Below are 26,041 nucleotides of genomic sequence, written 5' to 3'. Positions count from 1 at the left end.
TATGTCGTATAAGCATCGAGCTGTGCAGTCATCTCAAACGAAATTAAGTAAGCCAAATGGGCAATGCAGTATGGCAAAAAGGTCTAGTGGACAGAAGCTAGCGACAGCACTACTCACAAGCTTGCCACTGTTTGCTGTGCTTGGATCGACAGCAGCGCTTAGTGGCTGCGGCTTTCAGCTACGAGGTTATGACACGCCGATGCTATTTGATGTTGCTAAAACAGCAGTCATTATCGAAGACAATCGTACCTCCTTCCCACTAAAATCACCGTTGTCACGACGCCTAGAGGCCTTGGGTGTCGAGGTGATTGATAATATGACCTCGGCTGATGTGACCAATAACAATAAAAATGCTGCAGCGGAACCCATTGCCGCGATTAGCGTCAATAACATACGCTTTAAGCGTTATGAATTGGTCGGCGTTTTGACAGAAATTCGCTTGGTAATATCAGCAGATGTCAGCTACCAAGCCTTACAAAATGGCAAAGTTGTGACGCTGACCAACCCCATCCAAGTTGAGCGCAGCTACCAGTATAATGAAGCATCGGTCAGTACCGATGACCAGCAAGGTGACCAAGTTCGTGACTGGCTCTATGACAGTTTGGCACGCCGTATCACTGATCAGTATGTCGCCATTGCTCTGCCTAGAGTCGCCCCTACCAGCGCCAATACACCATCACAAACAGGGTCAGCATCTACGGCAGTTATCGTACCAAACGCACCAAACCCTTAATATTTAGCGTACGGCATTCTGCACATCCATCCTCATAAACCTGTGTCCTCATTAGTCTATGCAAGATACTTTTATACAAGCCTATCCCAAACTACTACAGTCATCCGTGGCGGTAGCAGGTTTGTGGCTGGCACATGGAGATGAGCCCTTACTGAGTCAGTGGCTGATTGACGCCTTGCGTCCGCATTGGCGTGCACAAAATTACGCGATTAAACGTATAGAACTGATATCAGTTAAGAGCTGGCAAGAAGTACTGTCAGAGCTTGGCAGTCAATCTCTATTTGATGATGCTAGCGCGCTGATCGTGACCGGCAATCATAAACCAGACAAATCGGTTATCGCTGAGCTTGAGCGCTTTGCCGTTGAGGCACAAACAGGGGCGCACAGTCATAGCTTATTATGGTTAACGCCTAAACAAGACAAACGAGCGCAAAGCAGCAAGTGGTTTGCGCCATTTGCCCAGTACGGTCACGTCATTGATTGCAATTTATACAACGAACAGCAACGTCAGCAGCTGTTGCAGATTCAAGCTCAGAAATTTGGACTCAGGCTGTCACAAGAAGCGTGGCAATTGCTCATGTCGCACACCGAGCATCACCTGTTAAGTGCTTATCAAACCTTATGGCGGCTGTCTTATTTATTTGCACCGCAGTTGGATGCTAGTAGTCATGACGCAACTCACGAAGGCAGCAATCAGTCTACAACGACCGCGCCAAACGTAGCATTAGATATCAAGGATCTTCAAGCTGCCTTGGTCAGCGACGCCCAATTCAGTGTCTTTGATCTGTCCGATGCGATGCTGGCAGGCAATAGTACACAAGTGGCAAAAATCATTTTTCAGCTGAAAGCCACTGATGAGCCGACGACCTTGGTACTGTGGGCAATCAGCAAAGACATGCGCCAAATCATACAATTAATGGATGGCCAAGATCCGCAAGCACTGGGTATTTGGCGTAGCAAGCAAGGATTATATCAACAAGCCTGCCGCCGCCAAGCAAAAGTGCAAACGGCTGAATGGCCTGCGCTGCTATATCGTTGTGATCAAGCTATTAAGGGGCTCGTTCGTCAGCCAGCGTGGGAATTGTTATTGCAGGCCGCGCTTGAGTTGTCAGGTAAGCGGCTGTTTGCCGTTTGATTGGTTGAAAAAATTCAATAACTTATTTAGCCAAGTAATTTTGTTAACTGAATAAGGAGCGTTCTGTAAAATTTCTGCTATATCAGCCTCTTTTCTTTTACCCCACTCATAGCTTAATTTAGTCATAAGTTCGATTTGTTTACGAAAGCAAATTATTCTTTGATCTTCACCAAATACGATGTTTTGCTTTTGATACTCACCTGCTATCATAAAAGTTATAGTGTCGAAAAACCTATAGATAAAATCGTTTACATCTCTAAAAAACTCTCTAGTGAGTTCACTACCTCGTTCACATACGACATAATGGTAACAGTCATCGCTTATCTCTAAATGTGGCTACCCAGATCCAGATGGTTTTTTTCTTAAAATCATATCATTGGTACTCAACCCTATATTTTTACCATACTCATTGATTATATTTTGAACTTGCTGGTAATTTAACATCACATAATCCTTATTTTCATACCTTTAGCCTATACGCTTAGAGTTTAATGCCTGATTTATAGTATTTGTAATAAATAAATATTGAATAAAATGGCGCTAAGAAAAGAAATAGAATGACATAAGCTAAGAAGCCAAAAACTATAAACATATCTTCTATTAGTTGTGCCTTAATAATTGTATAGGCTAACAATCTATAGAGCGTATAGGTAAGAGTGCTAATGAAAGGAATAAAAATACTAGCAACTAAAATATATCCTAAAATACTTGCAGGCTTTGAATCTGATAGTTTTTTAATTTCTTTGATATGCCACCATGCAAATAGCCCACAAAGTATAGTAAAGAACCCTACAGCTGGCCCTCTAACCAGTAGCTTTACCCAAGTTGGAAATTGCCGCTGATAGCTAAAGTTAATACCTTCGGGCAAAGTTTCTTCAAAACTAATAGTGCTATTCTTCAAGTTGCTTAAGTCCTGCTTACTATCAGGAAAAACTTGAAAGCTGACATCCTCTATATCACCATCAAAATTTAGATTAACCCTTGTCCTTGCAAAGCCTTGCTTAAGCTTTATAGGATCGAATGAGTAATCAAAATTGTAGGCATAGGTCAATTCATTAGTGTCTCTATACGAAGGCATGGCATCATAGGTGGCTACAATAGTATGATAGCCTACGCTCAAGTCTGCTTCTATAAAGCTGACATAATCGGGGAATACGTTGATGCCATCTTCAACAAGATAAATTCTATAATCATAAGGCTCTATCTGGTAACTTCCAAAAAAATCATCAAAATTTATTTTCGTTTTACTACTCGCTATGTTTTGGACAGTAGCAGAATGAACATCGACGCTGATACTTAGGACGACATTATTTTTCGGCATCTCTAGAGCCGTTTCATCATTATACAAAGCAAACAACAGTGGGATTTGGCTACCCACTTGCTTATTGTATATCTCATACTGCACGGTAAAGCGAGCTTTCTTAAAATGCTCAGAGACATCGATATCGATCGTTTCTGAGATAACGTCAATGTCTGAGTTAAAGTAAGCTGAACTAACCCAAGTACCTTCTAAACTAGTGGGCTGCATACTATGACTCAAAATACTAAAGCTTAAGAAAACCAGTCCTATCAAGATAAATCGAAACATATTACTTACTCTTTTGATTTATTGTTTACACAAATCTATATGCACTTTACTCGGGTAAAAATATAACTTTTGTCGATGATAGCATCATATTGAAGCACGATGCTAAACACTACGACCAAACCGCAGGCTTCCTATCAAAAACACCTTAACCTTTCGTAAACTAATTCCCATGTCATTTTTTACATGAAGCCTCTACTATACTTACACTTGCTATTACTGTGACTGGATTGCCCTATGCCCAAAATGAAAAGAAAACCTGCTATCAAATGGGCCATCATCGCCTTAGTAGTTCTGATACTCACCGCCTTAGCTTATAACACCTTTAAACCTAAAGAAGAGATTCCGAATTATCTAACGGCAACCGTTGAAACGGGTGATATTGAAAACAACGTCATGGCCTCGGGTAAGGTTAAAGCGCTTAATACGGTCGACGTTGGTGCACAGGTGTCTGGCGAAGTCACTCGTTTATATGTTGAAGTAGGCGATCAAGTACAACAAGGCGATTTAATCGCACAAATTGATCAAGTCACTCAGAATAATAATCTAAGCAACGAGCAAGCTACCCTTGAGCAAAGTGTCGCTGCTATCGAAAGCGCCGAAGCTGAGGTACTAAGCCGTCAAGCAGGTCTAAAAAGCGCACAAGCCGATCTTACCAGTCGTCAATCAGAATTGAGACAAGCGCAATCAGACTTTTCACGTTTGCAGGGTCTCGTTGCCATTGATGCTATATCACAGCAAGAATATGATACTCAGGCGACAAACGTGGAAACCGCGAATGCTGCTGTTGCGAATGCTCGAGCAGCTATCGATACGGCAAGAGCGGCCATTGCCACTGCCGCAGCCAACGTCAATAGTCAACGAGCCGCGTTACGCAAATCTCAGACCAATGTTAGTACGGCTAAAGAAGATCTTAGCTATACGACGATTCGAGCGCCAATATCAGGTACGGTCGTATCCGTAACTACTGAGCAAGGCACGACTGTCAATGCCAATCAAACGGCACCGACTATCGTGACCTTGGCAGATTTGTCTACCGTCAGAATCAACGCACAAATCTCTGAAGCTGATGTCATTAATGTCAAAGCAAACATGCCGGTTTATTTCAATGTCATCGGCAATCCTGATCAAAAATTTGATGCCATATTAAAAGCCATTGAACCTGCGCCCGAAACGATTAGTGATACCAGCTCAACAGATGCTGCTATCTACTATGTCGGCTACATCGAAGTACCTAATACTGATCGGCGTTTTCGCATAGATATGACCGCTCAGATCTATATTGTTATCGACCAAGCCAAAAATGCTTTATTGGTACCATCAGCTGTCATACAAGAAAGCCCTGCTAAAAACAAAACGGCTGGACAAGTCAAAGCAAACAAGTTTGTACGCGTGCTAAAAGATGACGGCAGCGTAGAAGAACGAGCTGTAACAGTCGGTATCGACAACCGAGTAAGCGCACAAATATTAAGTGGTCTAAAAGAAGGCGAAGAAGTCATCATTAGTGAAGACAGTGGTGAGAACTCAGGAAGCAGTCGTAAATCTGGTGGTCCGCCAAGAATGTAACTTTTTCTTTATATATGACGATTGGGGGCTTGAGCGCGGCAGCCCTTTCATAACGACGCTCACCACACTTGATTGAAGACACTGCTATGACTATACCTCCAGCTTCTAAACCGTTGCCTAAAGATGATACGGCTCAAGACTTAGAGCAATACATGCCTGCCGATAGCTCTGCCACTACAGCAGCAAATCCAGAGCATAGTACTTCATCGGTATCTGGCCAGCCCATCATGCAATTATCTGGCATTATTCGCGAGTTTGCTGCTGGTGAGCAAACGATTCGGGTGTTGCATGATATCGATTTGACTATCAATCAAGGCGAAATGGTGGCAATCATTGGGCAGTCTGGCTCTGGCAAGTCGACTTTAATGAATATCTTGGGCTGCCTCGATCAGGCGACGGCTGGCGACTATAAAATATATGGTAAGTCAGCACGCAAGCTTGATGCTGACGAGCTCGCTGAACTACGCCGTGAACACTTTGGTTTTATTTTTCAGCGTTATCATCTGCTTGGTGACATTAGCGCCAAAGACAATGTAGCGGTTCCTGCCGTATATGCTGGTATGGACACAGAAACTCGAATTGACCGTGCCGAAAAGCTCTTAACTGATTTAGGACTTGGGGATAAGGTCAATAGTCGGCCAAATCAGCTGTCAGGTGGACAACAACAAAGGGTCTCAGTTGCTCGTGCGCTCATGAATGGTGGTGATGTCATCTTAGCAGATGAGCCGACTGGCGCGCTTGATAGCAAGTCCGGTGAAGATGTCATGAAGATCTTGCATGACCTCAAAGCACAAGGTCATACTATTATAATGGTGACTCATGATCCCAACTTGGCGGCGCAAGCTGAACGTATTGTTGAGTTAAAAGACGGCTACATCATTGCTGACTATCAAACGGAGCATTACAAGCACACAAACAAAAAACCAGAGTCTATCCTTGGTGGGCATCGTAAAAGTGCCTTTGGTAGCTTCGTTGATCGGCTGCTTAAAGCGTTTAAAATGTCCTTGCTTGCCATGCGCGCGCATAAGATGCGTACCCTACTGACCATGCTTGGCATTATCATCGGTATTGCCGCGGTCGTATCTATCGTAGGCTTAGGTCAAGGCTCTCAGCAGCAGATTTTGGCTAATATCAGCTCGCTCGGTACCAACACCATCACCGTCAGCGACGGCTATCCTAGAGGCGACCCTAGACGACGTTACAACGATGACAATCTCACGCCTGAAGATGCACAAGCGGTAGCCAATCAGCCTTATATTATCAGCGTTAGCCCTCAGGTGAACGCCAACTCTAGCGTTCGTTATCGCAGCGTACAAGAAGAGTCTACCGTCAATGGAGTCGGTCAAGACTACTTAGAAGTCACTGGTGAGACATTGGCATTGGGTCAAGGGTTTGATGAACAGAGCATCAACTTACGCAGCCAAGATGTCATTATTGATGATAATGCCAAGCAAACCTTTTTCCCAAACCTTGATAACCCTATTGGTGAGGTGATACTCATCGGTAGTGTACCTGGTAGAGTCATTGGTGTGCTGGAAGAAAACGATGGTGGCTTTGGTGCAGATTTAACCACACCAACTATATATATGCCCTACACTACCGTTATGTCACGGATTAGAGGCAGTACGAATATCGATAGGTTTGTGGCTCTCATAAGTGACGATATCTCTTCAAGTGTGGCCGAGTCTGCGATCTCCGACTTGATACAAAATCGTCATGGCGAAGAAGATTTTCAGATTCGCAACTCAGACTCTATTCGTCAAACGATCGAATCTACAACTGGTGCTTTAACGCTATTGATATCATCTGTTGCTGTCATTTCACTGATAGTTGGTGGTATCGGGGTCATGAACATCATGCTGGTGTCTGTCACCGAGCGCACCAATGAGATTGGTGTACGTATGGCTGTAGGCGCACGTCAAAACGACATCATGCAGCAATTTTTGATTGAAGCTATCTTGGTTTGTATTTTAGGTGGTTTGCTAGGCATTGGCTTAGCATTTGCTATTGGTGAACTGATTAATCGTGTTGGCGGTGATAACTTTAAAGTCATTTACTCACCGACCTCTATCATTGCCGCGTTTGTCTGCTCGACGCTGATTGGTGTTATTTTCGGTTTCTTGCCCGCGCGCAATGCAGCCAAATTGGATCCTGTAGAGGCACTGTCTCGGGATTAATACCTAGACACCTGAGCGTTTTGGCCAAATATTCAGTACGAAATGTCGATGTGACGATAAAAAATCAAAGAAATACGCAGTTTTACGAGAGATTTACACTTTTTTCCTAATACGGGGTTGTAATTGTCTTAATTATATATATAATGTGCTCTCACGTTTAGGGATACAAACACTTTAAACGTTAGGGTTGTTAGCTCAGTTGGTAGAGCAGTTGACTTTTAATCAATTGGTCCCGCGTTCGAGTCGCGGACAGCCCACCATATTTAGTTTGCTCTTTATTAATCGTTCTGCCCTATCCGGTAGTAGACCAATAAAGATAAGTTTAAAAGACATCGTTTAGTTTTTAGAAAGTTCGTTACATAGGATTTTCTTTTGCAGAGTTAAAAAGCAAATGCTTTTTATACACTCTTCAGGGTTGTTAGCTCAGTTGGTAGAGCAGTTGACTTTTAATCAATTGGTCCCGCGTTCGAGTCGCGGACAGCCCACCATATTTAGAAAGCCCAGTCATTTTGTGACTGGGCTTTTTTTTGCTTATGCTTTTTTTCTACTATAGTCAAAATACCCTAAAAACGCTACGATACTGCTGATATATCGAGATTACTTTTCACTGACTATATCTAACGTTTGCGTTTCCAGATATTAAAGTCCCCATCCTTTTGCCACATTAGTTTGTGCTTGATGGTGTCTTTAATCGTACGTGGATGCTTGGGCGCTTGAGCAATAAAATGATCAAAATCTGCTGTGTCCATAGCCAGCTCTCGGCCATGCGCCATCATCACCATTGAGGGTTTCAAATCTCTTATCTTCTGTAAAGACTGGATGTATGTTTTAGGGTCATAGACAGGAAAGGGTGCAACGAATTTATGGCGTAGCTTGATGATCAAATCAGCTGTGTATACTTGGCGGCTAGGCAGGTGAAATAAAGACAAATCACGATCCGTATGTCCCGGCGTTTCTAAAACTTGCCATTCATCAAACTTTGGCACAAGCTCACCATCTTTTACCGTGATATCTGGTTTCAAGCTTGCAGAATAATACAGGTTTTTAAATGGTCGCCCTTGACGTCTGGCCACATAATACCCTAGATTTATGTCTACAAGGTGCATGGCACGTCCACCAATACCACCATACCATTGACCTTTCTTGTCAGCAGAGACTATCAGACAGCCGGTCTCTTTTCGAAACTTATTTGCCCCGCCTGCATGATCAGGATGCATGTGTGTGACCACCACTACTTTCAGATCAGTGATCGGTCGCTTTAGCGTCGTTTTAATATAATCAATCACCATCGTCACATCAGCACGGCAGCCACCATCTAGCAGCATGATTTTATCCGGATATACCGCAAGGTAGGTACTCTGGATATAGCCTTCTAAACGTACGATTTCACATAAACTCATTGGTATTCCCTACCTCATTCATCATTGCTATTGTGAGGCTTTTATTCAATTTTATAGACAATCTTTAGTATAACGTCCGTCAGTCCAAAAAAAACGACTTTGAGTGAACGCTCGTGACTATATACAAGAGTAATACGGCATACAGAGACGATGCGACTAATAACTATGGACAACTCATTATTAATAACCGCCTGTATATATCCATGATAACTCTCACCTTATTAATTAGTAAAAAGCAAAAACCCAGCACATAGGCTGGGTTTAAGAAAACATTTAGTATTTAAAATAAATCGTAGTCGAGATTACCTACCTATTGATTATGCAAGGTCACGAACCTTTGGCTCACGTTCCCATAGACGAGACTTGGCATTGCTGATAAAGGTATCTAATTCAGCCAATGGCGTCACAAATTCATCTTTTTCAATGGGCAGCTTGCTTAAGATAAATTCATCGGTCGCACCGCAATAAGCAATGGCTTTGCAATGAGCATAAGCATCATTGAACCAATCTAGCGCTGCACTGTCTTTTGCTAGCTTCTTAGCCTGCTCTGGCATAATGATACTAACCACGGCATCAAACATCACTGACGGACCACCAGCGAGGCGCTCATCAGCTTGGATGCGTGTACCATCATCCAACACAACTTCTTTATTAGGCGCGACGATTTTGACACTAGCGCCTTGCGCTTTAGCAGCATCTTCGAATTTTTTGATTTCGCTACTATTAGAGCCTTCTGCGACTAATATTCCGAGCATGCGACCTTTTAGACTGTCAGGCGTTAGACCAATGGTTTGTAGTGCTTTAGAAGTTGCCATATTCTGTACAGGTGCAGCGGCATCAGCAGGCTCTGGCAGTTCCATACCCAGCGCCGTTGCTACACGGTTGGCCAAATCTTCATCGATATGAATCAAATGACTCAGCATACGAGTACGTACATGTGCTGTATCTACTTTGCCCAGCTCAAATGCATAAGCAGAAGCAATATGCGCTTGCTCAATAGCCGTCTGACTACGATAGAACATACGTGGCTGGCTGTAATGATCAGCGAAGCTCTCGTCACGTACGCGACCTTTTACACCATCATCTAACTGCTCATGGAATGAATTAAAGCCACGTTTAGCGCTTTCACGCGGACGAGTTGGATCTAGGCTTTGTGGCTCATAGAGTACACGCGTCTTAGGTACTTGCATCTGCATATGACCATCTTGCTGATTGTTAGCAAACGGACATTTTGGTGCATTAATAGGAATCTGGGCAAAGTTTGGCGACCCTAGACGTGATAGTTGGGTGTCCAAGTAACTGAACAGACGACCTTGCAATAATGGGTCATTACTAAAATCAACACCAGGTGGCAAATGCGATGGGCAGAACGCTACTTGCTCAGTTTCTGCAAAGAAGTTATCTGGATAACGATTCAGCACCATTTTACCGACGACTTTCACTGGCACCAATTCTTCAGGAATCAGTTTGGTCGCATCGAGATGGTCGAACGGAAAGTCATTGGCTTCTTCTTCGGTAAATAACTGTACGCCAAACTCCCACTCAGGATAGTCACCGTTGTTGATTGACTCAAATAAGTCACGACGATGATAATCAGGATCAGCGCCTGAGATTTTCACTGCTTCATCCCACGTGGTTGACTGTACGCCCAATACTGGTTTCCAGTGGAAACGTACAAAGGTACTTTTGCCATCTTTATTAATCAAACGGTAGCTATGAATACCAAAGCCTTCCATCATGCGTAGGCTACGTGGTAGACCACGATCACTCATCAGCCAAATTAGATTGTGCATGGTTTCAGGACTTAACGAGACAAAATCCCAAAACGTATCATGGGCAGAAGCTGCTTGCGGAAAACCGCGATCTGGTTCTGGTTTTACCGCATGAATCAAATCTGGGAACTTCATCGCATCTTGGATAAAGAAGATTGGCATATTGTTACCAACGATATCCCAGTTACCTTCTTCTGTATATATTTTCACAGCAAAACCGCGCACATCTCGTGGCGTATCTTTTGAGCCTTTATTACCCGCTACCGTTGAAAAGCGCGTAAACAATGGCGTTTGCTTACCTGTTTCGGTCAATACTTTGGCAGTCGTATATTCTTCTAGTGACTCTGTCAGCTCAAAATAACCGTGTGCTGCACTACCACGAGCATGGACGATACGCTCAGGGATACGCTCATGGTCAAAATGATTGATTTTTTCACGTAGCACAAAATCTTCTAACAGCGTAGGCCCACGTGAGCCTGTTTTTAGAGAGTTTTGGTTGTCAGCGATAGCCACACCTTGCTGCGTGGTCAATACTTTGGTGTCATCGCCTGCGCGTTGATGGGTTTCACCACCATTGCCACGTTCAGTATTCATGTCTTTGGCGGGGTCAGTATGATCGATATTATTATTCATAAAAAGTCCTAGCTAATAGATTGAGAATGCTCTTTTAAATCGTTAAAAGAGTGCTTACACAGGTTTGATATCCTTTGAGAGAATGATGACTTCATCTGTCAATTATTTGTCTGTGTCTTCAGCATTGCCGAGCGTTAAATTGATACCGCACTAAAATTCATAAAGGAATAATAGGCTTAGGACTTATACTACCCAAAAATTAAGTCAAATATAGTTGCGTATATAGTAAACCTTGTTGATGTTTGGTTAAGGTTTGCAGTCGCTATAAACTAGCCGTTTTAGGCTGTCTTAAGGGAGTGTCAATATTAACAATAGAATCTTGTAATGTAGTTATTCTTTAAGGTATGCTTTTATGAAGTACTAAAGACTATCGATAAATAAATTGGCATGGTTTTAGCTTTATATTTATCTTTTTTATACCGTTGAATTCAAATAATTTCGATACAAGAAAACCGAGCGTAAGTTATACATTAGTATGCTTAGCGAGGATGACGATGTAGCGGATTTATATGAATTTGACGATGCGACTACTTTTTATATAACTATAAGGCGATCCATTATGCTACCAACTTTAAAATCTCCATCTAATAAACCTTATCACTCGTTGCTAGTAGGCGCTTCAATGGGTCTAATGATACTAACTTTTAGTCAAACGGCTGCCGCTATCACGACCAAAAACGTTACTTATACAGTTGATGACCAAGCATACGAAGGCTATTACGCCAAAGCGGATAAACCAAACGCACCTTTTATTTTGCTCATTCATGATTGGGATGGATTGACAGATTATGAGCGCAAACGTGCTGACATGTTAGCGGCTGAAGGCTATAACGTATTGGCGGCAGACATGTTCGGACAAGGTGTTCGCCCTACTTCTATCGAAGAAAACAAACGCCTAACTGGTGAGCTATATGATGATCGTAATAAAATGCGTCGCATATTAGCAGGGGCATTAACAGCCGGACAACTACAAGGCAATGATGTGCGCAAAGGCACGACCATGGGCTATTGTTTTGGCGGTACGGTCGCCTTAGAGCTAGCACGCTCAGGCTTTGAGCAAAAAGCCTTTGTGCCCTTCCACGGTGCCTTTGATATCCCAACGGGTCAAAGCTATGACAATACCACTGGAGAGATATTAGTATTCCATGGCTCAGCTGACCAATCTGTCTCTCTAGAAAGCTTTGCGACTTTGGGTAAGACATTAGAAGCAGCCAAGGTACCTCATGAGATGGTGACATACAGCGGCGCACCACATGCCTTTAGCGTGTTCGGTAGCGATAGATATGATGCCCGCGCCGATGAGCGCTCTTGGAAACGTTACTTGGACTTCTTAGCAGAAGAATATAAATAGTCTAACTGTACAAATCAAATAAGTAATAATATAAGCAAGCCCAAAAAAAGACACCTCAATAAGATCTTATAACGATCCATTGAGGTGTCTTTTTTTTATTTAATTTTTGCTGACGCTTTAAAAACTTAGTACTTTTGAAATACTAACAGTTGATTATTGGCAGGCATCGCATACGTTTTGCATAGCAGTAGATGATGCGTGGTTGCCAAGCTTACAATATCTTCTTTATCACGAATACCACTATCAGGGTTGCCTGCTCTCAGCATCGCATCAAATCGCTGATTACCCTCACTGGTATATTTGCCATTTTCGTTAAATGGGCCATAGACAATCAGTTTGCCCTCAGTAGGTAACGCATCACCAGCCAATGCAAATAACCGTTCAACCAAAGCCCAGCTGATAATATGCAGCGTATTGGCCGTAAACATTGCATCATAAGGTAAGTTGAACTGGCTATTCACAGGTACGGAATCCGTACTCAAATCAAACGCCAAAGGGGCATATAGATTAGGCGCAGGGTAAGCATGATGCCAAGCTGTTATGTGCCGATGATTATTAGTCACATCACTGGTTTGCCATTGTAGCTCAGGCAGATTGGGCGCAAAGTGCGCACTATGCTGACCAGTTCCAGAGCCAATCTCTAACACATGATTAAAGCCTTGTAGTTCAATTTGCAGCACTTCTAAGATAGGCTGCTTATTATTCTCACACGCTTGAGAAAACGGCAATGCAGCGATGTCCACTTTACTATTCAGATTATCACTATTTAGATCAGTGTCATGCATGACTACTCTCTCCAGACCGTCTATTATTGTCTTAGCATTAATGTCGATAGATTCATAAGCATTGTCATATCCTACTCTAGTCACTGCCAAATGTCTCAGTACTAGTAAATACCCGCTTCTACCCCAGCAGCCAGCATCATGGCAAGCTCTTCTACTTGCTCAACAAAGCTATCTTGCCAATCACCTTGTAGTATCAGCGCCTCTTGAATCCATGACCAGCGTAATCCAGTGGAAATGGTTTTGAGCGCAAGCTTAGTACCCGTGCCATCATGCCCTGCCCGTATATATACCGCAAATGGCATGCCTTGCTTTTCTTCCAACACTGGATAATAGCAACGATCAAAAAAGTCCTTGGTCAGCCCTGCCATATACGCTAGATTTTCGGTCGTACCTAGTAGTAGCGCATCAGCAGCCAACACATCTTCAGGCTGCGTATCCTGCGGTGATTTCAAGATGACAGTGATATCTATATCAGGATGATTGGCACCGTCGAGAGCTGCCTGCGCCAATTTCTGAGTGTTGGGCGATGGCGCATGCGCGACGATGAGTAGCATTTTGGCAGACATAGTCGTTACCTTATCAAAGCGGTTTTGCGCATTTAAAAGTGACATTCTGAGTAATATCAGGGTGGATACTTTTAGCCACAGGGCAAGTCAATGCGGTGTTATAAAAGATGGTTTGTGTTCTATCATCAAGCTCATTATTAAAAGTCACAATGATATGTATCTCACTCACGCGTCTTGGATTAGCTGTCATAACTTTGGTCACTTCAGCGGTAGTACCAGTGATATCGATATCCATATCGCGAGCTTTAATCCCGATAATGGTCAGCATGCAACTGGCTAAGCTGGTCGCTAATAAATCAGTCGGTGAAAAAGCTTCGCCCTTACCGTGATTGTCTATAGGAGCGTCGGTAATGATTTGGTTATTAGATTGTAAATGAATGGCTTGGGTGCGTAAATTACCTTGGTAGGTTACTTTTGAGGTGGTCATAGGGTTCCCTTTAATAGTTAGGATTTGAGATTTTAGGTTTGGAGTTTTAAGAAAGAAAGTCTATTTGTAAGATTATTATTTGGAATAAAGCGATGTACAGTATTCATTGCTCCACTACATCTTTTTATTATGCTACTAGACCATAGTAATTGTTTAGTGCTGTAGCGAGTAAGCTCCCTGCCACGCCTAACTCAATTTGCCAACTTGCATTTATTACTTTGGATAATATTGACTCCATCCATGACTTTACCGAAGGACCAAATTTGTCCTTTTCAACTATCGAAAAACTCTGATCACTATTAATAGCATCTTTGAGCAAGGCAACATCGCTTTCATGAACTCCATTCTGCTGCAATGTTACAGCTAACGAATCAAAATCATTCTTTACAATACTGTTTGTCACTTTTTGGATATTTTCTGAACCCAATAATATAGTTGCATTGTCTCCAAATATCGCATTGTTAAAGAGATTGGAAGCATCGAGCTTTCCAACTGTTTCTTTTATTTCTTTATCAGATTCTATATTAAAGAACTCAGAACTTAATTCCAGAACAAAATCTAAAAGGCGCGATCTTACCTGTATCAAAATATTTGAAACACTAGCTGTAGGTATTTCAGACCAAGCTCTTTGAACTATGTAGGAATTAGACAACTCCTTACTAAGCATTCCATTCGCTTCCATTGGTATCTGTGAATGAAATATATCTTGATTAGTTGAGAGTACCATTTTCTCAATGATAGCTATTGAATAAGTTATTCTAGCTTCCTCCCATACATCTCTAAATTTTTTATCGATATTAGACCTCTTGCAAAAGTAGCAAAGGGAATTAAAATAAGAAGACGCTCATAACTTTTTAGGAACCATGCCAAACATAGATAAGCTACTCAAACAAAGTGACGCTGGTTTTAAACGCTATACTGGCATTCATAAAGCCACCTTTTATGACATGCTTGAGGCCATGCAAGAGCATGAAGCATCTAAAACCAAATCAGGCAGACCCAGCGTGCTCAGTCTTAAAGCACAAATACTACTAGCGCTGACTTATTGGCGTGAATACCGCACGCTTTATCATATCAGTATGGACTTTGGTATTCATGAATCTTCTGCTAGCCGTATCATCCGTAAAGTAGAAGACATCCTGATTGACTCTGGCAAGTTTGAATTGCCCAAAAAGCTCCCTAGTCGCGTCGATGATGACATCAATTGGAGCGTCGTCATTGTTGATGCGACCGAAACCCCAATTGAGCATCCAAAAAAAACCAAAGCGACTACTATAGCGGTAAGAAAAAACAACACACCTTAAAAGCGCAGGTTATCGTTCATTGGCAAACAGGGTTGATACTTGATGTACAAACCTGCAAAGGGTCAATCCACGATTTTAAGCTCTATAAAGATACTTGTCCTGACTGGTTACCTTGTGACGCCAAGCTATTAGCCGATAGTGGTTATCAGGGTATAGCAAAGCTACATAACCAAACCTTCACGCCATTTAAGAAACCTCGTGGTGGTCAGTTATTAGAGATATGCAAACAGGCCAATCACTATCTGGCAAAGTTCCGTATTGTGGTTGAGCACAAAATAGGCTTAATTAAGTTGTTCAAAATCGTGGCTCATAAATATCGTAACCGTCGTCAGCGCTATGATCTTAGAATGAAGCTGTTTGCTGGTATCATTAATTTCGAGCTAAACCTATGACTTTTGCAAGAGGTCTAATGGCATGGTAGAGAATAGAGAATAGAGAATAGAGAATAGAGAATAGAGAATAGAGAATTATGAAAATTGGATCGACTCGTATTGAGATGGTAAGAGCGGATGTAAAAGCAAAGATTGCTACTGTCATCTACATGCCCGGTACACGTTTGCCTTCGGTACGCGCCGCTGCTAAAAATCACGGTTTTTCACCGTCGACAGTCGTAGAAGCTTATGAGCGGCTGCAAGCTGATGGGATTATATACTCGCGTCCAGGTGCTGGCTTTTACGTTGCCGAGTCTACGCCACCACTATCCTTGGCAGATATTGCTCCAAAGCTTGATCGAGCCGTAGATCCGTTATGGGTGTCGAGGCAATCGCTTGAAACTTCTGATAATGCTTTGAAGCCAGGATGTGGCTGGTTACCGCCTGACTGGCTATATGAAGAAGGTATGCGTCGCGGATTGCGTAGTGTGGCGAAGGGCAGTGCGAGTGTGATGAGCGAGTATGCCACGCCATTGGGATTATTAGAATTGCGCCAACTACTTACTAGGCGTATGGTAGGTTTGGGGATAAACGCGGAACCGTCGCAGGTCATGTTGACTGAGTCTGGTACACAGGCCATAGATTTGATTTGTCGTTTTTTATTGACACCAGGTGATACCGTAGTCGTAGATGATCCTTGTTACTTTAATTTTCATGCGTTATTAAAAGCACATCGGGTAAAGGTGGTAGGAGTACCTTACACCTCTACTGGGCCGGATGTTGATGTATTCGCTGCAGTATTAGATGAGCATAAGCCGCGCCTTTATATAACCAATGCCGCGATACATAACCCTACAGGCGCTACGTTGTCACCAGCCACAGCCTATAAAGTGCTGCAACTGGCACAAGCCGCTGGGTTATATATCATTGAAGATGACATTTTTGCGGACTTTGAGATTACTCCAGCAACTAGGTTGGCAGCATTAGATGGTTTATCGCAAGTATTCTATATCGGTAGCTTTTCTAAAACCTTATCTGCATCATTGCGCTGCGGTTATATTGCGGCACCAACTGCTTGGGTAGAGAGCTTATTAGACTTAAAAATAGCCACAGGTTTTGGTGGTGGGCAGTTGGCGGCAGCAGTGGTTTTATCTGCATTGACAGATAGTGGTTACCGCAAACATATGAATACTATGCATCTACGCTTGGCAAAAGCACGCTTGCAAACGTTACCACGCTTGGCTAAATTGGGTATAGCTCCCTGTCTATTACCACAAGCTGGCATGTTTCTTTGGTGTCAGTTACCTGAGGGCAACAACGCGGCTGAATTAGCAAACGCTTGCTTAGCAAAGGGTGTGTTATTGGCTCCGGGCAATGTCTTTAGTCAAGCTCAGAACGCTGAAAATTTTATGCGTTTCAATGTCGCACAAGCATCAGACGCTAGGATTTATGAAGTGTTGGCTGAGTCATTGGATTAAGAGATTGAGCCGATGTGTGCGCTGAATGAATTGACATAAAAAAAGCCAGCAACACAAGGTTGCTGGCTTTTTATAGACTGAGTCTAACTATTTCAAAGATTACTCTTCAGAATAGTTGTCATTCTCGTCTGTAGCTTCTTCAGCTGTATCTTGGTCATCGCCATCTTCAGATAGGATAGTAACTAAGATGCTAGCAGTAACGTCATGATGTAGTTGAATATCAACATTATATTCGCCCACTTGACGTAGTGTACCTTCAGGTAGCTTGATTTCAGCACGGTCTACTTCTAGACCTGAGTTAGTCAATGCTTCAGCGATATCGCGAGTACCGATAGAGCCGAATAGCTTGCCTTCGTCACCTGATTTAGCACGCATGATAACATTAACGTCAGTCAATGCATCAGCACGTTCTTGAGCAACAGCTACTTCTTTTGCTTCTTCAGCTTCGAGTTCGGCACGACGTGTTTCGAACTTTTCAATGTTAGCTTTATTAGCAGGTAGAGCTTTGCCCAATGGGATAAGAAAGTTACGTCCGTAACCTGGTTTTACATCGACAGTTTCACCGAGTTTACCAAGGTTGACGATACGCTGTAACAAAATAATTTGCATGAGTCATTCCTAGTTAACGGTTAACCCTGATGGTTATCAGTGTATGGAAGTAGCGATAAATAACGAGCTTGCTTGATAGCAGTAGCTAGTTGACGCTGATATTTAGTAGATGTACCGGTAATGCGGCTTGGTACGATTTTACCATTATCACTGATATACTGTTTTAGCAATTCAACATCTTTATAATCGATGTGAGTGATGCCTTCAGCAGTGAAACGGCAGAATTTGCGACGGCGATAGAAACGTGCCATGAGTATTCTCCTTTAATTAGTCTTCACTGTTGTCGTTGTCGTCATTATCGTTTTCACGACTGTCTGGACGACGAGTAGTTGCTTTGCGTGCGCGTTTTTCATCGGCATTCTTGGCTAACTGCGACTCTTCAGTGACAGCGTCGTCACGGCGCATAACTAGACTACGAATGATCGCGTCGTTATAACGGAATAATTCTTCAAGCTCAGCTAAAGTCTCACCGTCAGTTTCAATGTTGAAAAGAACGTAATGAGCTTTGTGAATCTTGTTGATTGGGTAAGCCAGTTGACGACGGCCCCAATCTTCTAAACGATGGATAACACCGTTGTTGTCTTGAACTAACTTGATATAGCGTTCAACCATGCCGACCACTTGGTCGCTTTGGTCTGGGTGTACAATTAACACCAGTTCGTAATGTCGCATTATGACTCCTTACGGATTAGTAGCTATTAACCCTATGTTAATAGCAAGGAGATTTATAAGGTAAGCTGTATTCCCATCAAATATAACAAAATATAATAGGAAAAAAGCTTAGTTTATAAAGCGCCGTATTATAACAGTACGCAACGATTAACACAAAGGTTAATCGTTGCGTAGCTGCCAATAAAAACATGAAAACAATAAATTTTTCTGTATCAATGATCTGTATCAATAAAAAGCCACGATAAAACGCTACTTTTTTGACATCATCTAAGACTTATTTTTGATAAAACGCTCAAAACGTTGCTATTTTACTTTGGGCTGTTTTATCAATTGACTGCTATCTGCTTTTACCACCAACGTTTTGGCAAGCTTGTCATGCCAGCCGATATTTTGCGGGCTTTTTGAGGCCATATAATAATGAATGGCGACAATCACAAAACCTAAAAAGCTGGTGAATGAAAACAGTAAGTTGTAAATAATGAACAATAGCAAAGTACGCGTGCCGATAAGTTTGATAAAAGAAGGCAGACGATGCGTGGTTTGATCCACGACGCGAATACCTGTAATCAGCTTGCCCAGTGATTGACCACGCATAGTGATAAATACTAACTGTAACGCAAACAAGCCAAAAACCATGACTTGCGATATCATCAATGTGCTGCTAGGAAGGCTCTCCATCAGCGTCATTGAATATTGATAAGCGGCGTCCATGTCTTGGATATTTTGAAACTTGCTATAGTCCACATCCATTTTGGTTAACGCTAATCCAAGTGGAAAGATGGCTAGCAAGTACAATAAGCCATTGAGCGCAGTTGCCAATATGCGCGACATGATCGGGGCTAGTACTACATCGCCAACGACTTTATCTTTGGCTGTGATATTCTTATTAGCAGCCGTTTTATTTAATGACACATTATTATGCGGTGTGTGATGACGGTTGCTGGTCATATCTGCTTTGGCATTGTCTTTTGGACGTTCAGGCTTACCATATAGTCTGTCTAACGACACGCTTTTTCCGTCTTTAGCGCTACTGGTTTCAGTGTCTTCGGGAAACACGGTGACATTATTGACAATAGAGTCATTAACCTCAGGGCTGCTGATGCTAGTAGGTCGATAAACCCCTTGATTGTTCGTCAAGTTACCAACTCGCTGCCATTGGTCTAGGCCGTCGTGCCATATCAAATCGTCAAATAATACTTCACCAGATGTGAGCATGATATTGAGCTGATCCAAACTATATGGCCCAGCTTGTACGTTATTTCGAGCAAGGAAAATCTGCATAATTGCCTGCATAGTTAGTCATGTCTTCATACATTATATTAGGGTCTATTTGAAAAAATCAAATAGACCCTAATAGTGGTACTTTTAATGACTGTGTAAATGACCGCTACGAATGAACGTAATGGCTTACTTTGATTCTTCGCCAGCCAAGAATAACCAAGTATCTAGTACTGAATCTGGGTTCAATGATACTGAGCTGATACCTTGCTCCATTAACCAGTAAGCTAGATCTGGATGATCTGATGGCCCTTGACCACAGATACCGACATACTTACCCGCTTTGCGGCAAGCATCGATAGCCATAGTCAACAGCTTCTTAACCGCAGGGTCACGCTCATCAAATAGATGTGAGACGATGCCTGAGTCACGATCTAGACCAAGGGTCAACTGAGTCAAATCGTTAGAGCCGATTGAGAAACCATCGAAGTATTCTAAGAACTCTTCTGCTAATAGCGCATTGGTCGGTAGTTCACACATCATGATGATGCGTAAGCCGTTCTCGCCACGTTTTAGACCGTTTTTCTCAAGTAACTCGATGACTTGTGCTGCTTCGCCAACGGTACGTACGAAAGGAATCATAATCTCGACGTTGACTAGACCCATCTCATCACGGACGCGTTTCAGTGCTTTACACTCAAGCTCGAAGCAGTCACGGAAGTTGTCAGACACATAACGACTGGCACCGCGGAAACCAAGCATTGGGTTTTCTTCTGATGGCTCGTATAGCTTACCACCAAGCAAGTTAGCATATTCGTTTGATTTAAAATCCGACATACGAACGATAACTGGCTGATCCATAAAGGCAACGGCTAAAGTTGAGATACCTTCGACCAATTTATCAACATAAAAGTCAACAGGTGAAGCATAACCAGCGATACGCTCTTGGATTGCTTGTGATATCTCACGTGGCAAGCTGTTCATGTTTAGCAAGGCTTTTGGATGCACACCGATCATACGGTTGATGATGAATTCAAGACGCGCAAGACCAATACCTTCGTTCGGCATTTGGGTGAAAGAGAAGGCGCGATCTGGATTACCAACGTTCATCATAATCTTGAAGGCAAGATCTGGCATAGATTCAACAGAGTTGGTCTGTATTTCAAAGTCAATTTGGCTTTCATAAATGAAACCAGTATCGCCCTCGGCACACGAAACAGTGACGTCTTGACCATCAACCAACAGTTCAGTGGCATTACCACAACCGACGATAGCCGGTACACCAAGCTCACGGGCGATAATAGCTGCATGACAGGTACGACCACCACGGTTAGTGATGATGGCAGAGGCACGCTTCATGACTGGTTCCCAATCTGGATCGGTCATGTCTGATACGAGGACGTCGCCGTCTTGTACTTTGTCCATCTCGTTTAGGTTGCTAACGATACGTACTTTGCCCGCACCAATGCGTTGACCAATTGAGCGGCCTTCACATAAGATTTTTGCATCAGTTGTATTGATGATATAACGTTCCATGACATTGCTGTCTTGGCGGCTTTTTACGGTTTCTGGACGGGCTTGAACGATAAAAATTTCATTGGTGTCGCCGTCTTTTGCCCATTCGATATCCATCGCTTGACCGTAATGCTTTTCAATGGTCATCGCTTGCTTGGCAAGTGAGGTCAGCTCTTCGGTAGATAGCGAGAACTGCATGCGATCTTGTTTTTCAACATCAACGGTTTTGACAGACTTAGTCGTGCTGCCTTCATCACCGTAGATCATTTTCTTATGCTTGCTGCCTAGGTTACGGCGAATAACAGAAGGTTTGCCATTGGCTAGCAATTGCTTAGAGATGTAGAATTCATCTGGGTTAACCGCACCCTGTACGACCATTTCACCTAGGCCATAGCTTGAGGTGATAAAGACCACTTGATCAAAACCACTCTCTGTATCTAGGGTGAACATCACACCAGCAGCACCAGTCTCTGAGCGTACCATGCGCTGTACAGCAGCAGACAATGCAACGCCTTCGTGCTCAAAACCTTTGTGTACACGATAAGAGATTGCGCGGTCGTTATAAAGAGAGGCAAATACTTCTTTAATCGCAATCAGAACGTTATCAATACCGCGAATGTTTAGGAAAGTCTCTTGCTGACCGGCAAATGAGGCATCTGGCAAATCTTCGGCAGTCGCAGAAGAACGGACAGCAACCGCGATGTCATCGCCGCCACTCATGGTTTCAAATGACTGACGCACTTCTTGCTCTAGATCGCTTGGCAGCTCTTGCTCAATAATCCACGTACGGATTTTTTTACCCGTTTCTGCAAGTTTTTTTACATCATTAACATCTAATGTTTTTAGCTCGCTGTTGATTTTGTCAAGCAAGCCAGTTTCGTTCAAAAAACGGTTAAATGCATTTGAAGTGGTGGCAAATCCGCCTGGAACACTAACACCCAAATCAGACAAATGGCTGATCATTTCACCTAATGAGGCGTTCTTACCGCCGACCATCTCAATGTCGTCTTTTCCTAGCTGATCAAGATTGATTACAAGTGCTGTAGATTGCGCTGCCATGATAACTCCAGAAAATAAGGTTATTTAGTAAAGATTATAACGGTCAATTATACCCCTATATTTGGATAATTTCGAGACCTAGAACCAAAAAATTCGTCAAAAAGATACAAATTGTCGGGTTTGCTACATAATTTACGTCAGTTGCCTGACGGTTTTACTTTTATGGCCGAGCCAAAATGTCAATGCTACCGAAATAACAGGGTGCCATAATTTTCATCAAACCCCCTAAAAATGAGTAAAATCTGTCCAAAAATACTCCTAGGATTTTTACCACTATATATAGAACATAATATTGGGACTTATATTGGGACTTACATAGTCAATAAAACGAAATTGTGCAGGACAATATCGAAAGAAAGAGCGGGGTGTTTGTCGTCGCTTGTCGACAACATTGATTTCTATTGAGCTTCTATTATGCGTATAATGAAAAGTGAAACGCCCTGCGCGAATAATTGAATCAATCATTAAAATATGATGACTGATCAAAAGACAGTCAAAAAAATAAGCCAGTCACAGGCCAATATTAGGGTTTCAACCGAGGTATCAAAGTTATGTACTCAAGCAATCTATCTGAACAAAATAAGCCGACGATACAAAATCATGATGCGTTGAACTTAGACAATTCGCAAACCATAAGAAGTGCATTTTTTATCTCTGATGGTACGGCTATTACGGCTGAGACTCTTGGACGTGCTATTTTAAGTCAGTTTGCTTCCGTTCCTTTTGAGACGCGCGTACTGCCTTATGTCGATAGTTTAGAGCGCGCCGAAGACGCTGTTGAGCAAATTAACATGGCTTATCAACGCGATGGTGTGTTGCCTTTGGTATTCGATACCATTGTTAACTCTGAAATTCGCGAAAAAATCAACTCAGCGACCAGCTGTAACTTAGATATGTACGAGGGTTTGATTGGTCGTGTTGCCGAAGAGACTGGGGTGGAGCCAGACGGACACTCAGGTCATGCACACGATGATGTCGACTCTGAGACCTACAAGGAACGTATCGACGCGGTTCATTTTGCCTTGGACAATGACGATGGCGCACGCACACGTCATTATGATGCGGCCGATATTATTCTGATTGGAGTCTCACGCTCGGGCAAAACCCCAACGTCATTATATCTAGCCTTACAATTCGGTATCCGTGCGGCCAACTATCCTTTGACCGAAGATGATTTGTACGACAATCAATTACCAAAAGCGTTGCGTGAGCACAAAGACAAATTGTTTGGCTTGCTCATTGATACGGATCGCTTGGTCAAAATTCGTCAAGAACGCCGTGCAGGCAGTCGTTATTCTAGTTATCAACAGTGTCAGCAAGAGCAGCGGGCGATACAAGGTATTTATATCACGCACGGTATTCCTAGCTTAGACGTATCAGAGATGTCGGTTGAAGAAATTGCCACACGTATCTTACAAACGACGGGTCTTAAGCGCCGTATTGGTTAATGCTGGCAGCTAATAATATGTTAGCGTTGACAAAAATAATTTGTACCATTTTGTATAAAACAATTTCACTTAAAACAATGCCTTTATCATATAGAGAATATTATGAGTTCATCTTATAAGTCTAGAAAGACACCTTTATTACTTACCAGCCTGTTGTTAAGCGCGGCGACTTTGCTTAGTGCTTGTCAGACCTCGCCATTTGCACGTGAGCCGGTACCTGAGCCCCGTTATGTTCCAACGATTGTGTTGGGTGAAGCGCAAACGCTTACTGTTATGCCAAATCGTGTGGCGTGTGCTTCAGCGTTACCGATGCAGTGCTTGTTGGCCAAATCGAGCAAAGATGGCAGCGTGTTTCAGATTCCTTATGATTGGATCGATGATTTTAAACCGAGCCTTGGCACCGAGTATATAATTAGTGCGCGTCCACAAATAGATGAAGGCAAACAAAGCTTGACAGGGCATTGGACATTGCAAAACATCCTATCACAACGTATGGTGGGCACTCCTTAGGAGCATGACCCTGACGCATCTTTGCATTGATTCATTCATAGCCTAAAGACAGACAAATAAAGAAATAAAGAGGACACAATGGGAAGCAAAAATACTAGCGATGCTACCAATGACACTGGTGAAGACATTCATACCGAAGTATCTAATAAAGAAAGCGGCGTAGCGCCAAATCCTGAACATACGGCAGACAAAAATAAAAAAGAAAAAATCGAACAAACACATGAGCAAGTCACCGACGACATCATGCACCACCCTGACTTGGTTAATCCGCTAGACGATACCCGTATTGATGTAAAGTCAGGATTTACTAGAGACTCTGAGCGTATCAAGGGCGACAAGCATCAGTTTGAATATGATGCGGTGGTGTTGGGCGCGGGACCCGCTGGTGAAGCGGCCGCCATGAAGCTTGCTAAATCAGGCAAGAAAGTCGTGGTTATCGATCCGCGTGAGCAAGTTGGGGGCAACTCTACTCATGTCGGCACGATTCCGAGTAAAGCGTTACGCCAATCGGTATTTAACTTGATTAACTTTCGCCGTGATCCTATGTTTACCAAGGCGATGGAGTATCACCAAGTACCACTAAACAAGGTGCTTGCAAATGCTCGTAAAGTGATACGCAATCAAGTTAGCACCCATACTCGCTTTTATGAGCGCAATCAGATTGAAGTGATTCATGGCTGGGCAAGCTTTACCGATGCGCATACCATTCGTGTTGAGCTTGATGAAAATGTCTTTGAAACCGTTACCTTTAACAAAGCCATCATCACTGTTGGTAGCCGCCCTTATCGTCCTGAGATTTTAGACTTCAATCATCCGCGCGTTTTTGATTCGGATAAAATCCTGCAAATGGATTATGTGGTCAAAAAAATCATCATTTATGGTGCTGGGGTGATTGGCTGCGAGTACGCCTCTATCTTTACCGGTCTGGGCTATAAAGTCGACTTGATCAACAATCAGGGTAAGCTGCTCAGCTACTTAGATAGTGAAATCAGTGATGCGCTAGCGCATGACTTTAGACAATTTGGCGTCCTTATCCGCAATAACGAAGAGATTGATCATCTTGAGACTCACGATGACTGTGTGATTTTGCATTTAAAAAGTGGTAAAAAAATCAAGTCTGATGCGATTCTTTGGTCTAATGGTCGCTCAGGTAATACGGAAGGTTTAAACTTGGAGTCCATCGGCTTAGAAGCCAATAGTCGTGGTCAGCTAAAGGTGGATGATACCTACCGTACTGATATCGAAAATATCTATGCGGCTGGCGATGTGATTGGCTGGCCATCTCTGGCTTCTGCTGCTTATGACCAAGGTCGCTGTGCAGCAGCCTTTATGGTTGGTGATAGCGACGCAGAGCCAGTTTCGAGCGTTCCTACTGGTATTTATACCATTCCAGAAATCTCCAGTATTGGTAAGACCGAGCAGGAGCTAACGGATGAGCAAGTACCTTATGAAGTGGGACAAGCCTTCTTTAAGCATCTCGCTCGCGCCCAGATTATCGGTGAGCGTACAGGCGTATTAAAGATATTATTCCACCGTGAGACGCTTGAGATATTGGGGATTCATTGCTACGGCAATCATGCCTCAGAGATTATCCATATTGGACAAGCGGTCATGAAGTGTAACAATACGCTTGAGTACTTCGTAAATACGACCTTTAATTATCCAACGATGGCAGAAGCCTATCGCGTCGCGGCGCTAAATGGTCTTAACCGCGTATTTTAGGATGG

At 42.9% G+C, this 26,041-nt stretch carries 23 protein-coding genes, 2 tRNA genes and 1 pseudogene; 13 read left to right on the top strand and 13 right to left on the bottom strand.

Annotated elements, in window-relative coordinates:
• The first annotated feature begins 70 nt into the window (after positions 1-70).
• Both RH96_RS06600 and holA read left to right on the top strand, forming a co-directional pair.
• Positions 71-733, top strand: a complete 663-nt coding sequence (locus RH96_RS06600) for a hypothetical protein (RefSeq protein WP_026037181.1) — start codon at positions 71-73, stop codon at positions 731-733.
• A gap of 58 nt (positions 734-791) precedes the next feature.
• Positions 792-1,868 carry a DNA polymerase III subunit delta gene (gene holA, locus RH96_RS06595; protein WP_010198863.1) on the top strand — a complete coding sequence of 359 codons (1,077 nt, stop codon included), beginning with the start codon at positions 792-794 and terminating at the stop codon, positions 1,866-1,868.
• Here the strand turns inward: holA and RH96_RS15365 are convergent.
• Positions 1,842-2,192 (bottom strand): Imm63 family immunity protein, encoded by a 351-nt coding sequence (locus tag RH96_RS15365; protein WP_081501577.1) that lies wholly within the window; start codon positions 2,190-2,192, stop codon positions 1,842-1,844. The two genes, holA and RH96_RS15365, sit on opposite strands and share 27 nt — an antisense overlap.
• A 157-nt stretch (positions 2,193-2,349) precedes the next feature.
• Complete coding sequence (locus tag RH96_RS06585; protein ID WP_141629703.1) at positions 2,350-3,396, bottom strand: hypothetical protein; 1,047 nt, start codon at positions 3,394-3,396, stop codon at positions 2,350-2,352.
• Positions 3,397-3,690: 294 nt separating this feature from the next.
• Here RH96_RS06585 and RH96_RS06580 point away from each other — a divergent pair, with 294 nt between their 5' ends.
• The 4 genes from RH96_RS06580 (at position 3,691) to RH96_RS06565 (ending at position 7,684) form a co-directional block, all read left to right on the top strand.
• The gene (locus tag RH96_RS06580; protein ID WP_010198858.1) at positions 3,691-5,019 is read left to right on the top strand and encodes an efflux RND transporter periplasmic adaptor subunit; all 1,329 of its coding nucleotides are present in this window, start codon (positions 3,691-3,693) and stop codon (positions 5,017-5,019) included.
• A 227-nt stretch (positions 5,020-5,246) separates the two neighbouring features.
• On the top strand, positions 5,247-7,196 hold the full coding sequence (locus RH96_RS06575) for a MacB family efflux pump subunit (RefSeq protein ID WP_037033276.1): 1,950 nt from the start codon (positions 5,247-5,249) through the stop codon (positions 7,194-7,196).
• A 184-nt stretch (positions 7,197-7,380) separates the two neighbouring features.
• A tRNA-Lys gene (locus RH96_RS06570) sits at positions 7,381-7,456 on the top strand.
• Positions 7,457-7,608: 152 nt separating this feature from the next.
• Positions 7,609-7,684, top strand: a tRNA-Lys gene (locus RH96_RS06565).
• Positions 7,685-7,813: 129 nt separating this feature from the next.
• On the opposite strand, the gene RH96_RS06560 is transcribed toward RH96_RS06565, so the two are convergent.
• Together RH96_RS06560 and RH96_RS06555 are read right to left on the bottom strand one after the other, a co-directional pair.
• On the bottom strand, positions 7,814-8,596 hold the full coding sequence (locus tag RH96_RS06560; protein ID WP_010198853.1) for an MBL fold metallo-hydrolase: 783 nt from the start codon (positions 8,594-8,596) through the stop codon (positions 7,814-7,816).
• Positions 8,597-8,913: 317 nt separating this feature from the next.
• A complete protein-coding gene (locus RH96_RS06555) occupies positions 8,914-11,001 on the bottom strand; it encodes a catalase (protein WP_010198846.1) in 2,088 nt (695 codons plus the stop codon).
• Positions 11,002-11,560: 559 nt separating this feature from the next.
• Between RH96_RS06555 and RH96_RS06550 the strand changes: the two genes are divergently transcribed.
• Complete coding sequence (locus RH96_RS06550) at positions 11,561-12,352, top strand: dienelactone hydrolase family protein (protein ID WP_010198843.1); 792 nt, start codon at positions 11,561-11,563, stop codon at positions 12,350-12,352.
• Positions 12,353-12,477: 125 nt separating this feature from the next.
• On the opposite strand, the gene RH96_RS06545 is transcribed toward RH96_RS06550, so the two are convergent.
• The 4 genes from RH96_RS06545 to RH96_RS14550 form a co-directional block, all read right to left on the bottom strand.
• Positions 12,478-13,137, bottom strand: coding sequence for a DUF938 domain-containing protein (locus RH96_RS06545; RefSeq protein WP_010198839.1), 660 nt, complete (start codon positions 13,135-13,137; stop codon positions 12,478-12,480).
• 101 nt (positions 13,138-13,238) lie between these two features.
• A complete protein-coding gene (locus RH96_RS06540; protein WP_010198836.1) occupies positions 13,239-13,703 on the bottom strand; it encodes a flavodoxin family protein in 465 nt (154 codons plus the stop codon).
• A gap of 13 nt (positions 13,704-13,716) precedes the next feature.
• Positions 13,717-14,130 carry an OsmC family protein gene (locus tag RH96_RS06535; protein ID WP_010198833.1) on the bottom strand — a complete coding sequence of 138 codons (414 nt, stop codon included), beginning with the start codon at positions 14,128-14,130 and terminating at the stop codon, positions 13,717-13,719.
• A gap of 127 nt (positions 14,131-14,257) precedes the next feature.
• Entirely contained in the window at positions 14,258-14,926 is a 669-nt protein-coding gene (locus RH96_RS14550; RefSeq protein ID WP_157999883.1) for a response regulator receiver protein, read from the bottom strand.
• 67 nt (positions 14,927-14,993) lie between these two features.
• Between RH96_RS14550 and RH96_RS06525 the strand changes: the two genes are divergently transcribed.
• From RH96_RS06525 to RH96_RS06515, 3 genes and pseudogenes are all read left to right on the top strand, one after another.
• A complete protein-coding gene (locus RH96_RS06525; RefSeq protein ID WP_010198822.1) occupies positions 14,994-15,434 on the top strand; it encodes a transposase family protein in 441 nt (146 codons plus the stop codon).
• Between the two features lie 8 nt (positions 15,435-15,442).
• Positions 15,443-15,826: pseudogene (locus RH96_RS06520) on the top strand (transposase family protein); the annotation flags it as partial.
• A gap of 77 nt (positions 15,827-15,903) precedes the next feature.
• Positions 15,904-17,283: a PLP-dependent aminotransferase family protein gene (locus RH96_RS06515; RefSeq protein WP_010198813.1), complete on the top strand. Its 1,380-nt coding sequence runs from the start codon at positions 15,904-15,906 to the stop codon at positions 17,281-17,283.
• A gap of 99 nt (positions 17,284-17,382) precedes the next feature.
• Here the strand turns inward: RH96_RS06515 and rplI are convergent, their stop codons facing one another.
• The 5 genes from rplI to ppsA form a co-directional block, all read right to left on the bottom strand.
• Positions 17,383-17,892, bottom strand: a complete 510-nt coding sequence (gene rplI / locus RH96_RS06510; RefSeq protein ID WP_010198811.1) for a 50S ribosomal protein L9 — start codon at positions 17,890-17,892, stop codon at positions 17,383-17,385.
• 20 nt (positions 17,893-17,912) lie between these two features.
• Positions 17,913-18,143 carry a 30S ribosomal protein S18 gene (gene rpsR, locus RH96_RS06505; protein WP_010198808.1) on the bottom strand — a complete coding sequence of 77 codons (231 nt, stop codon included), beginning with the start codon at positions 18,141-18,143 and terminating at the stop codon, positions 17,913-17,915.
• Between the two features lie 16 nt (positions 18,144-18,159).
• Positions 18,160-18,564 (bottom strand): 30S ribosomal protein S6, encoded by a 405-nt coding sequence (rpsF, locus tag RH96_RS06500; RefSeq protein ID WP_010198801.1) that lies wholly within the window; start codon positions 18,562-18,564, stop codon positions 18,160-18,162.
• Between the two features lie 303 nt (positions 18,565-18,867).
• Complete coding sequence (locus tag RH96_RS06495; protein WP_010198800.1) at positions 18,868-19,857, bottom strand: RDD family protein; 990 nt, start codon at positions 19,855-19,857, stop codon at positions 18,868-18,870.
• Positions 19,858-19,971: 114 nt separating this feature from the next.
• Positions 19,972-22,356, bottom strand: coding sequence for a phosphoenolpyruvate synthase (gene ppsA, locus RH96_RS06490; protein WP_010198798.1), 2,385 nt, complete (start codon positions 22,354-22,356; stop codon positions 19,972-19,974).
• A gap of 551 nt (positions 22,357-22,907) precedes the next feature.
• Here ppsA and RH96_RS06485 point away from each other — a divergent pair.
• The 3 genes from RH96_RS06485 to sthA all read left to right on the top strand — a co-directional run bounded on the left by RH96_RS06485 (position 22,908) and on the right by sthA (position 26,036).
• Entirely contained in the window at positions 22,908-23,804 is an 897-nt protein-coding gene (locus tag RH96_RS06485; RefSeq protein ID WP_010198796.1) for a pyruvate, water dikinase regulatory protein, read from the top strand.
• 102 nt (positions 23,805-23,906) lie between these two features.
• Complete coding sequence (locus RH96_RS06480; protein WP_010198794.1) at positions 23,907-24,314, top strand: hypothetical protein; 408 nt, start codon at positions 23,907-23,909, stop codon at positions 24,312-24,314.
• Positions 24,315-24,392: 78 nt separating this feature from the next.
• On the top strand, positions 24,393-26,036 hold the full coding sequence (sthA, locus tag RH96_RS06475; RefSeq protein ID WP_010198792.1) for a Si-specific NAD(P)(+) transhydrogenase: 1,644 nt from the start codon (positions 24,393-24,395) through the stop codon (positions 26,034-26,036).
• Positions 26,037-26,041 lie beyond the last annotated feature (5 nt).

This window comes from Psychrobacter sp. PAMC 21119 (assembly GCF_000247495.1).
GTDB lineage: Bacteria > Pseudomonadota > Gammaproteobacteria > Pseudomonadales > Moraxellaceae > Psychrobacter > Psychrobacter glaciei.
This window is presented reverse-complemented; position numbering and strand designations above follow the sequence as displayed.

Bases quoted from the DNA above. Each gene is read 5' to 3' on its own strand.
- RH96_RS06600 (WP_026037181.1), top strand. From the start codon at position 71: ATGGCAAAAAGGTCTAGTGGACAGAAGCTAGCGACAGCACTACTCACA.
- holA (WP_010198863.1), top strand. From the start codon at position 792: ATGCAAGATACTTTTATACAAGCCTATCCCAAACTACTACAGTCATCC.
- RH96_RS06585 (WP_141629703.1), bottom strand. From the start codon at position 3,396: ATGCAGCCCACTAGTTTAGAAGGTACTTGGGTTAGTTCAGCTTACTTT.
- RH96_RS06580 (WP_010198858.1), top strand. From the start codon at position 3,691: ATGCCCAAAATGAAAAGAAAACCTGCTATCAAATGGGCCATCATCGCC.
- RH96_RS06575 (WP_037033276.1), top strand. From the start codon at position 5,247: ATGCAATTATCTGGCATTATTCGCGAGTTTGCTGCTGGTGAGCAAACG.
- RH96_RS06560 (WP_010198853.1), bottom strand. From the start codon at position 8,596: ATGAGTTTATGTGAAATCGTACGTTTAGAAGGCTATATCCAGAGTACC.
- RH96_RS06555 (WP_010198846.1), bottom strand. From the start codon at position 11,001: ATGAATAATAATATCGATCATACTGACCCCGCCAAAGACATGAATACT.
- RH96_RS06550 (WP_010198843.1), top strand. From the start codon at position 11,561: ATGCTACCAACTTTAAAATCTCCATCTAATAAACCTTATCACTCGTTG.
- RH96_RS06545 (WP_010198839.1), bottom strand. From the start codon at position 13,137: ATGCATGACACTGATCTAAATAGTGATAATCTGAATAGTAAAGTGGAC.
- RH96_RS06540 (WP_010198836.1), bottom strand. From the start codon at position 13,703: ATGTCTGCCAAAATGCTACTCATCGTCGCGCATGCGCCATCGCCCAAC.
- RH96_RS06535 (WP_010198833.1), bottom strand. From the start codon at position 14,130: ATGACCACCTCAAAAGTAACCTACCAAGGTAATTTACGCACCCAAGCC.
- RH96_RS06525 (WP_010198822.1), top strand. From the start codon at position 14,994: ATGCCAAACATAGATAAGCTACTCAAACAAAGTGACGCTGGTTTTAAA.
- RH96_RS06515 (WP_010198813.1), top strand. From the start codon at position 15,904: ATGAAAATTGGATCGACTCGTATTGAGATGGTAAGAGCGGATGTAAAA.
- rplI (WP_010198811.1), bottom strand. From the start codon at position 17,892: ATGCAAATTATTTTGTTACAGCGTATCGTCAACCTTGGTAAACTCGGT.
- rpsR (WP_010198808.1), bottom strand. From the start codon at position 18,143: ATGGCACGTTTCTATCGCCGTCGCAAATTCTGCCGTTTCACTGCTGAA.
- rpsF (WP_010198801.1), bottom strand. From the start codon at position 18,564: ATGCGACATTACGAACTGGTGTTAATTGTACACCCAGACCAAAGCGAC.
- RH96_RS06495 (WP_010198800.1), bottom strand. From the start codon at position 19,857: ATGCAGGCAATTATGCAGATTTTCCTTGCTCGAAATAACGTACAAGCT.
- ppsA (WP_010198798.1), bottom strand. From the start codon at position 22,356: ATGGCAGCGCAATCTACAGCACTTGTAATCAATCTTGATCAGCTAGGA.
- RH96_RS06485 (WP_010198796.1), top strand. From the start codon at position 22,908: ATGTACTCAAGCAATCTATCTGAACAAAATAAGCCGACGATACAAAAT.
- RH96_RS06480 (WP_010198794.1), top strand. From the start codon at position 23,907: ATGAGTTCATCTTATAAGTCTAGAAAGACACCTTTATTACTTACCAGC.
- sthA (WP_010198792.1), top strand. From the start codon at position 24,393: ATGGGAAGCAAAAATACTAGCGATGCTACCAATGACACTGGTGAAGAC.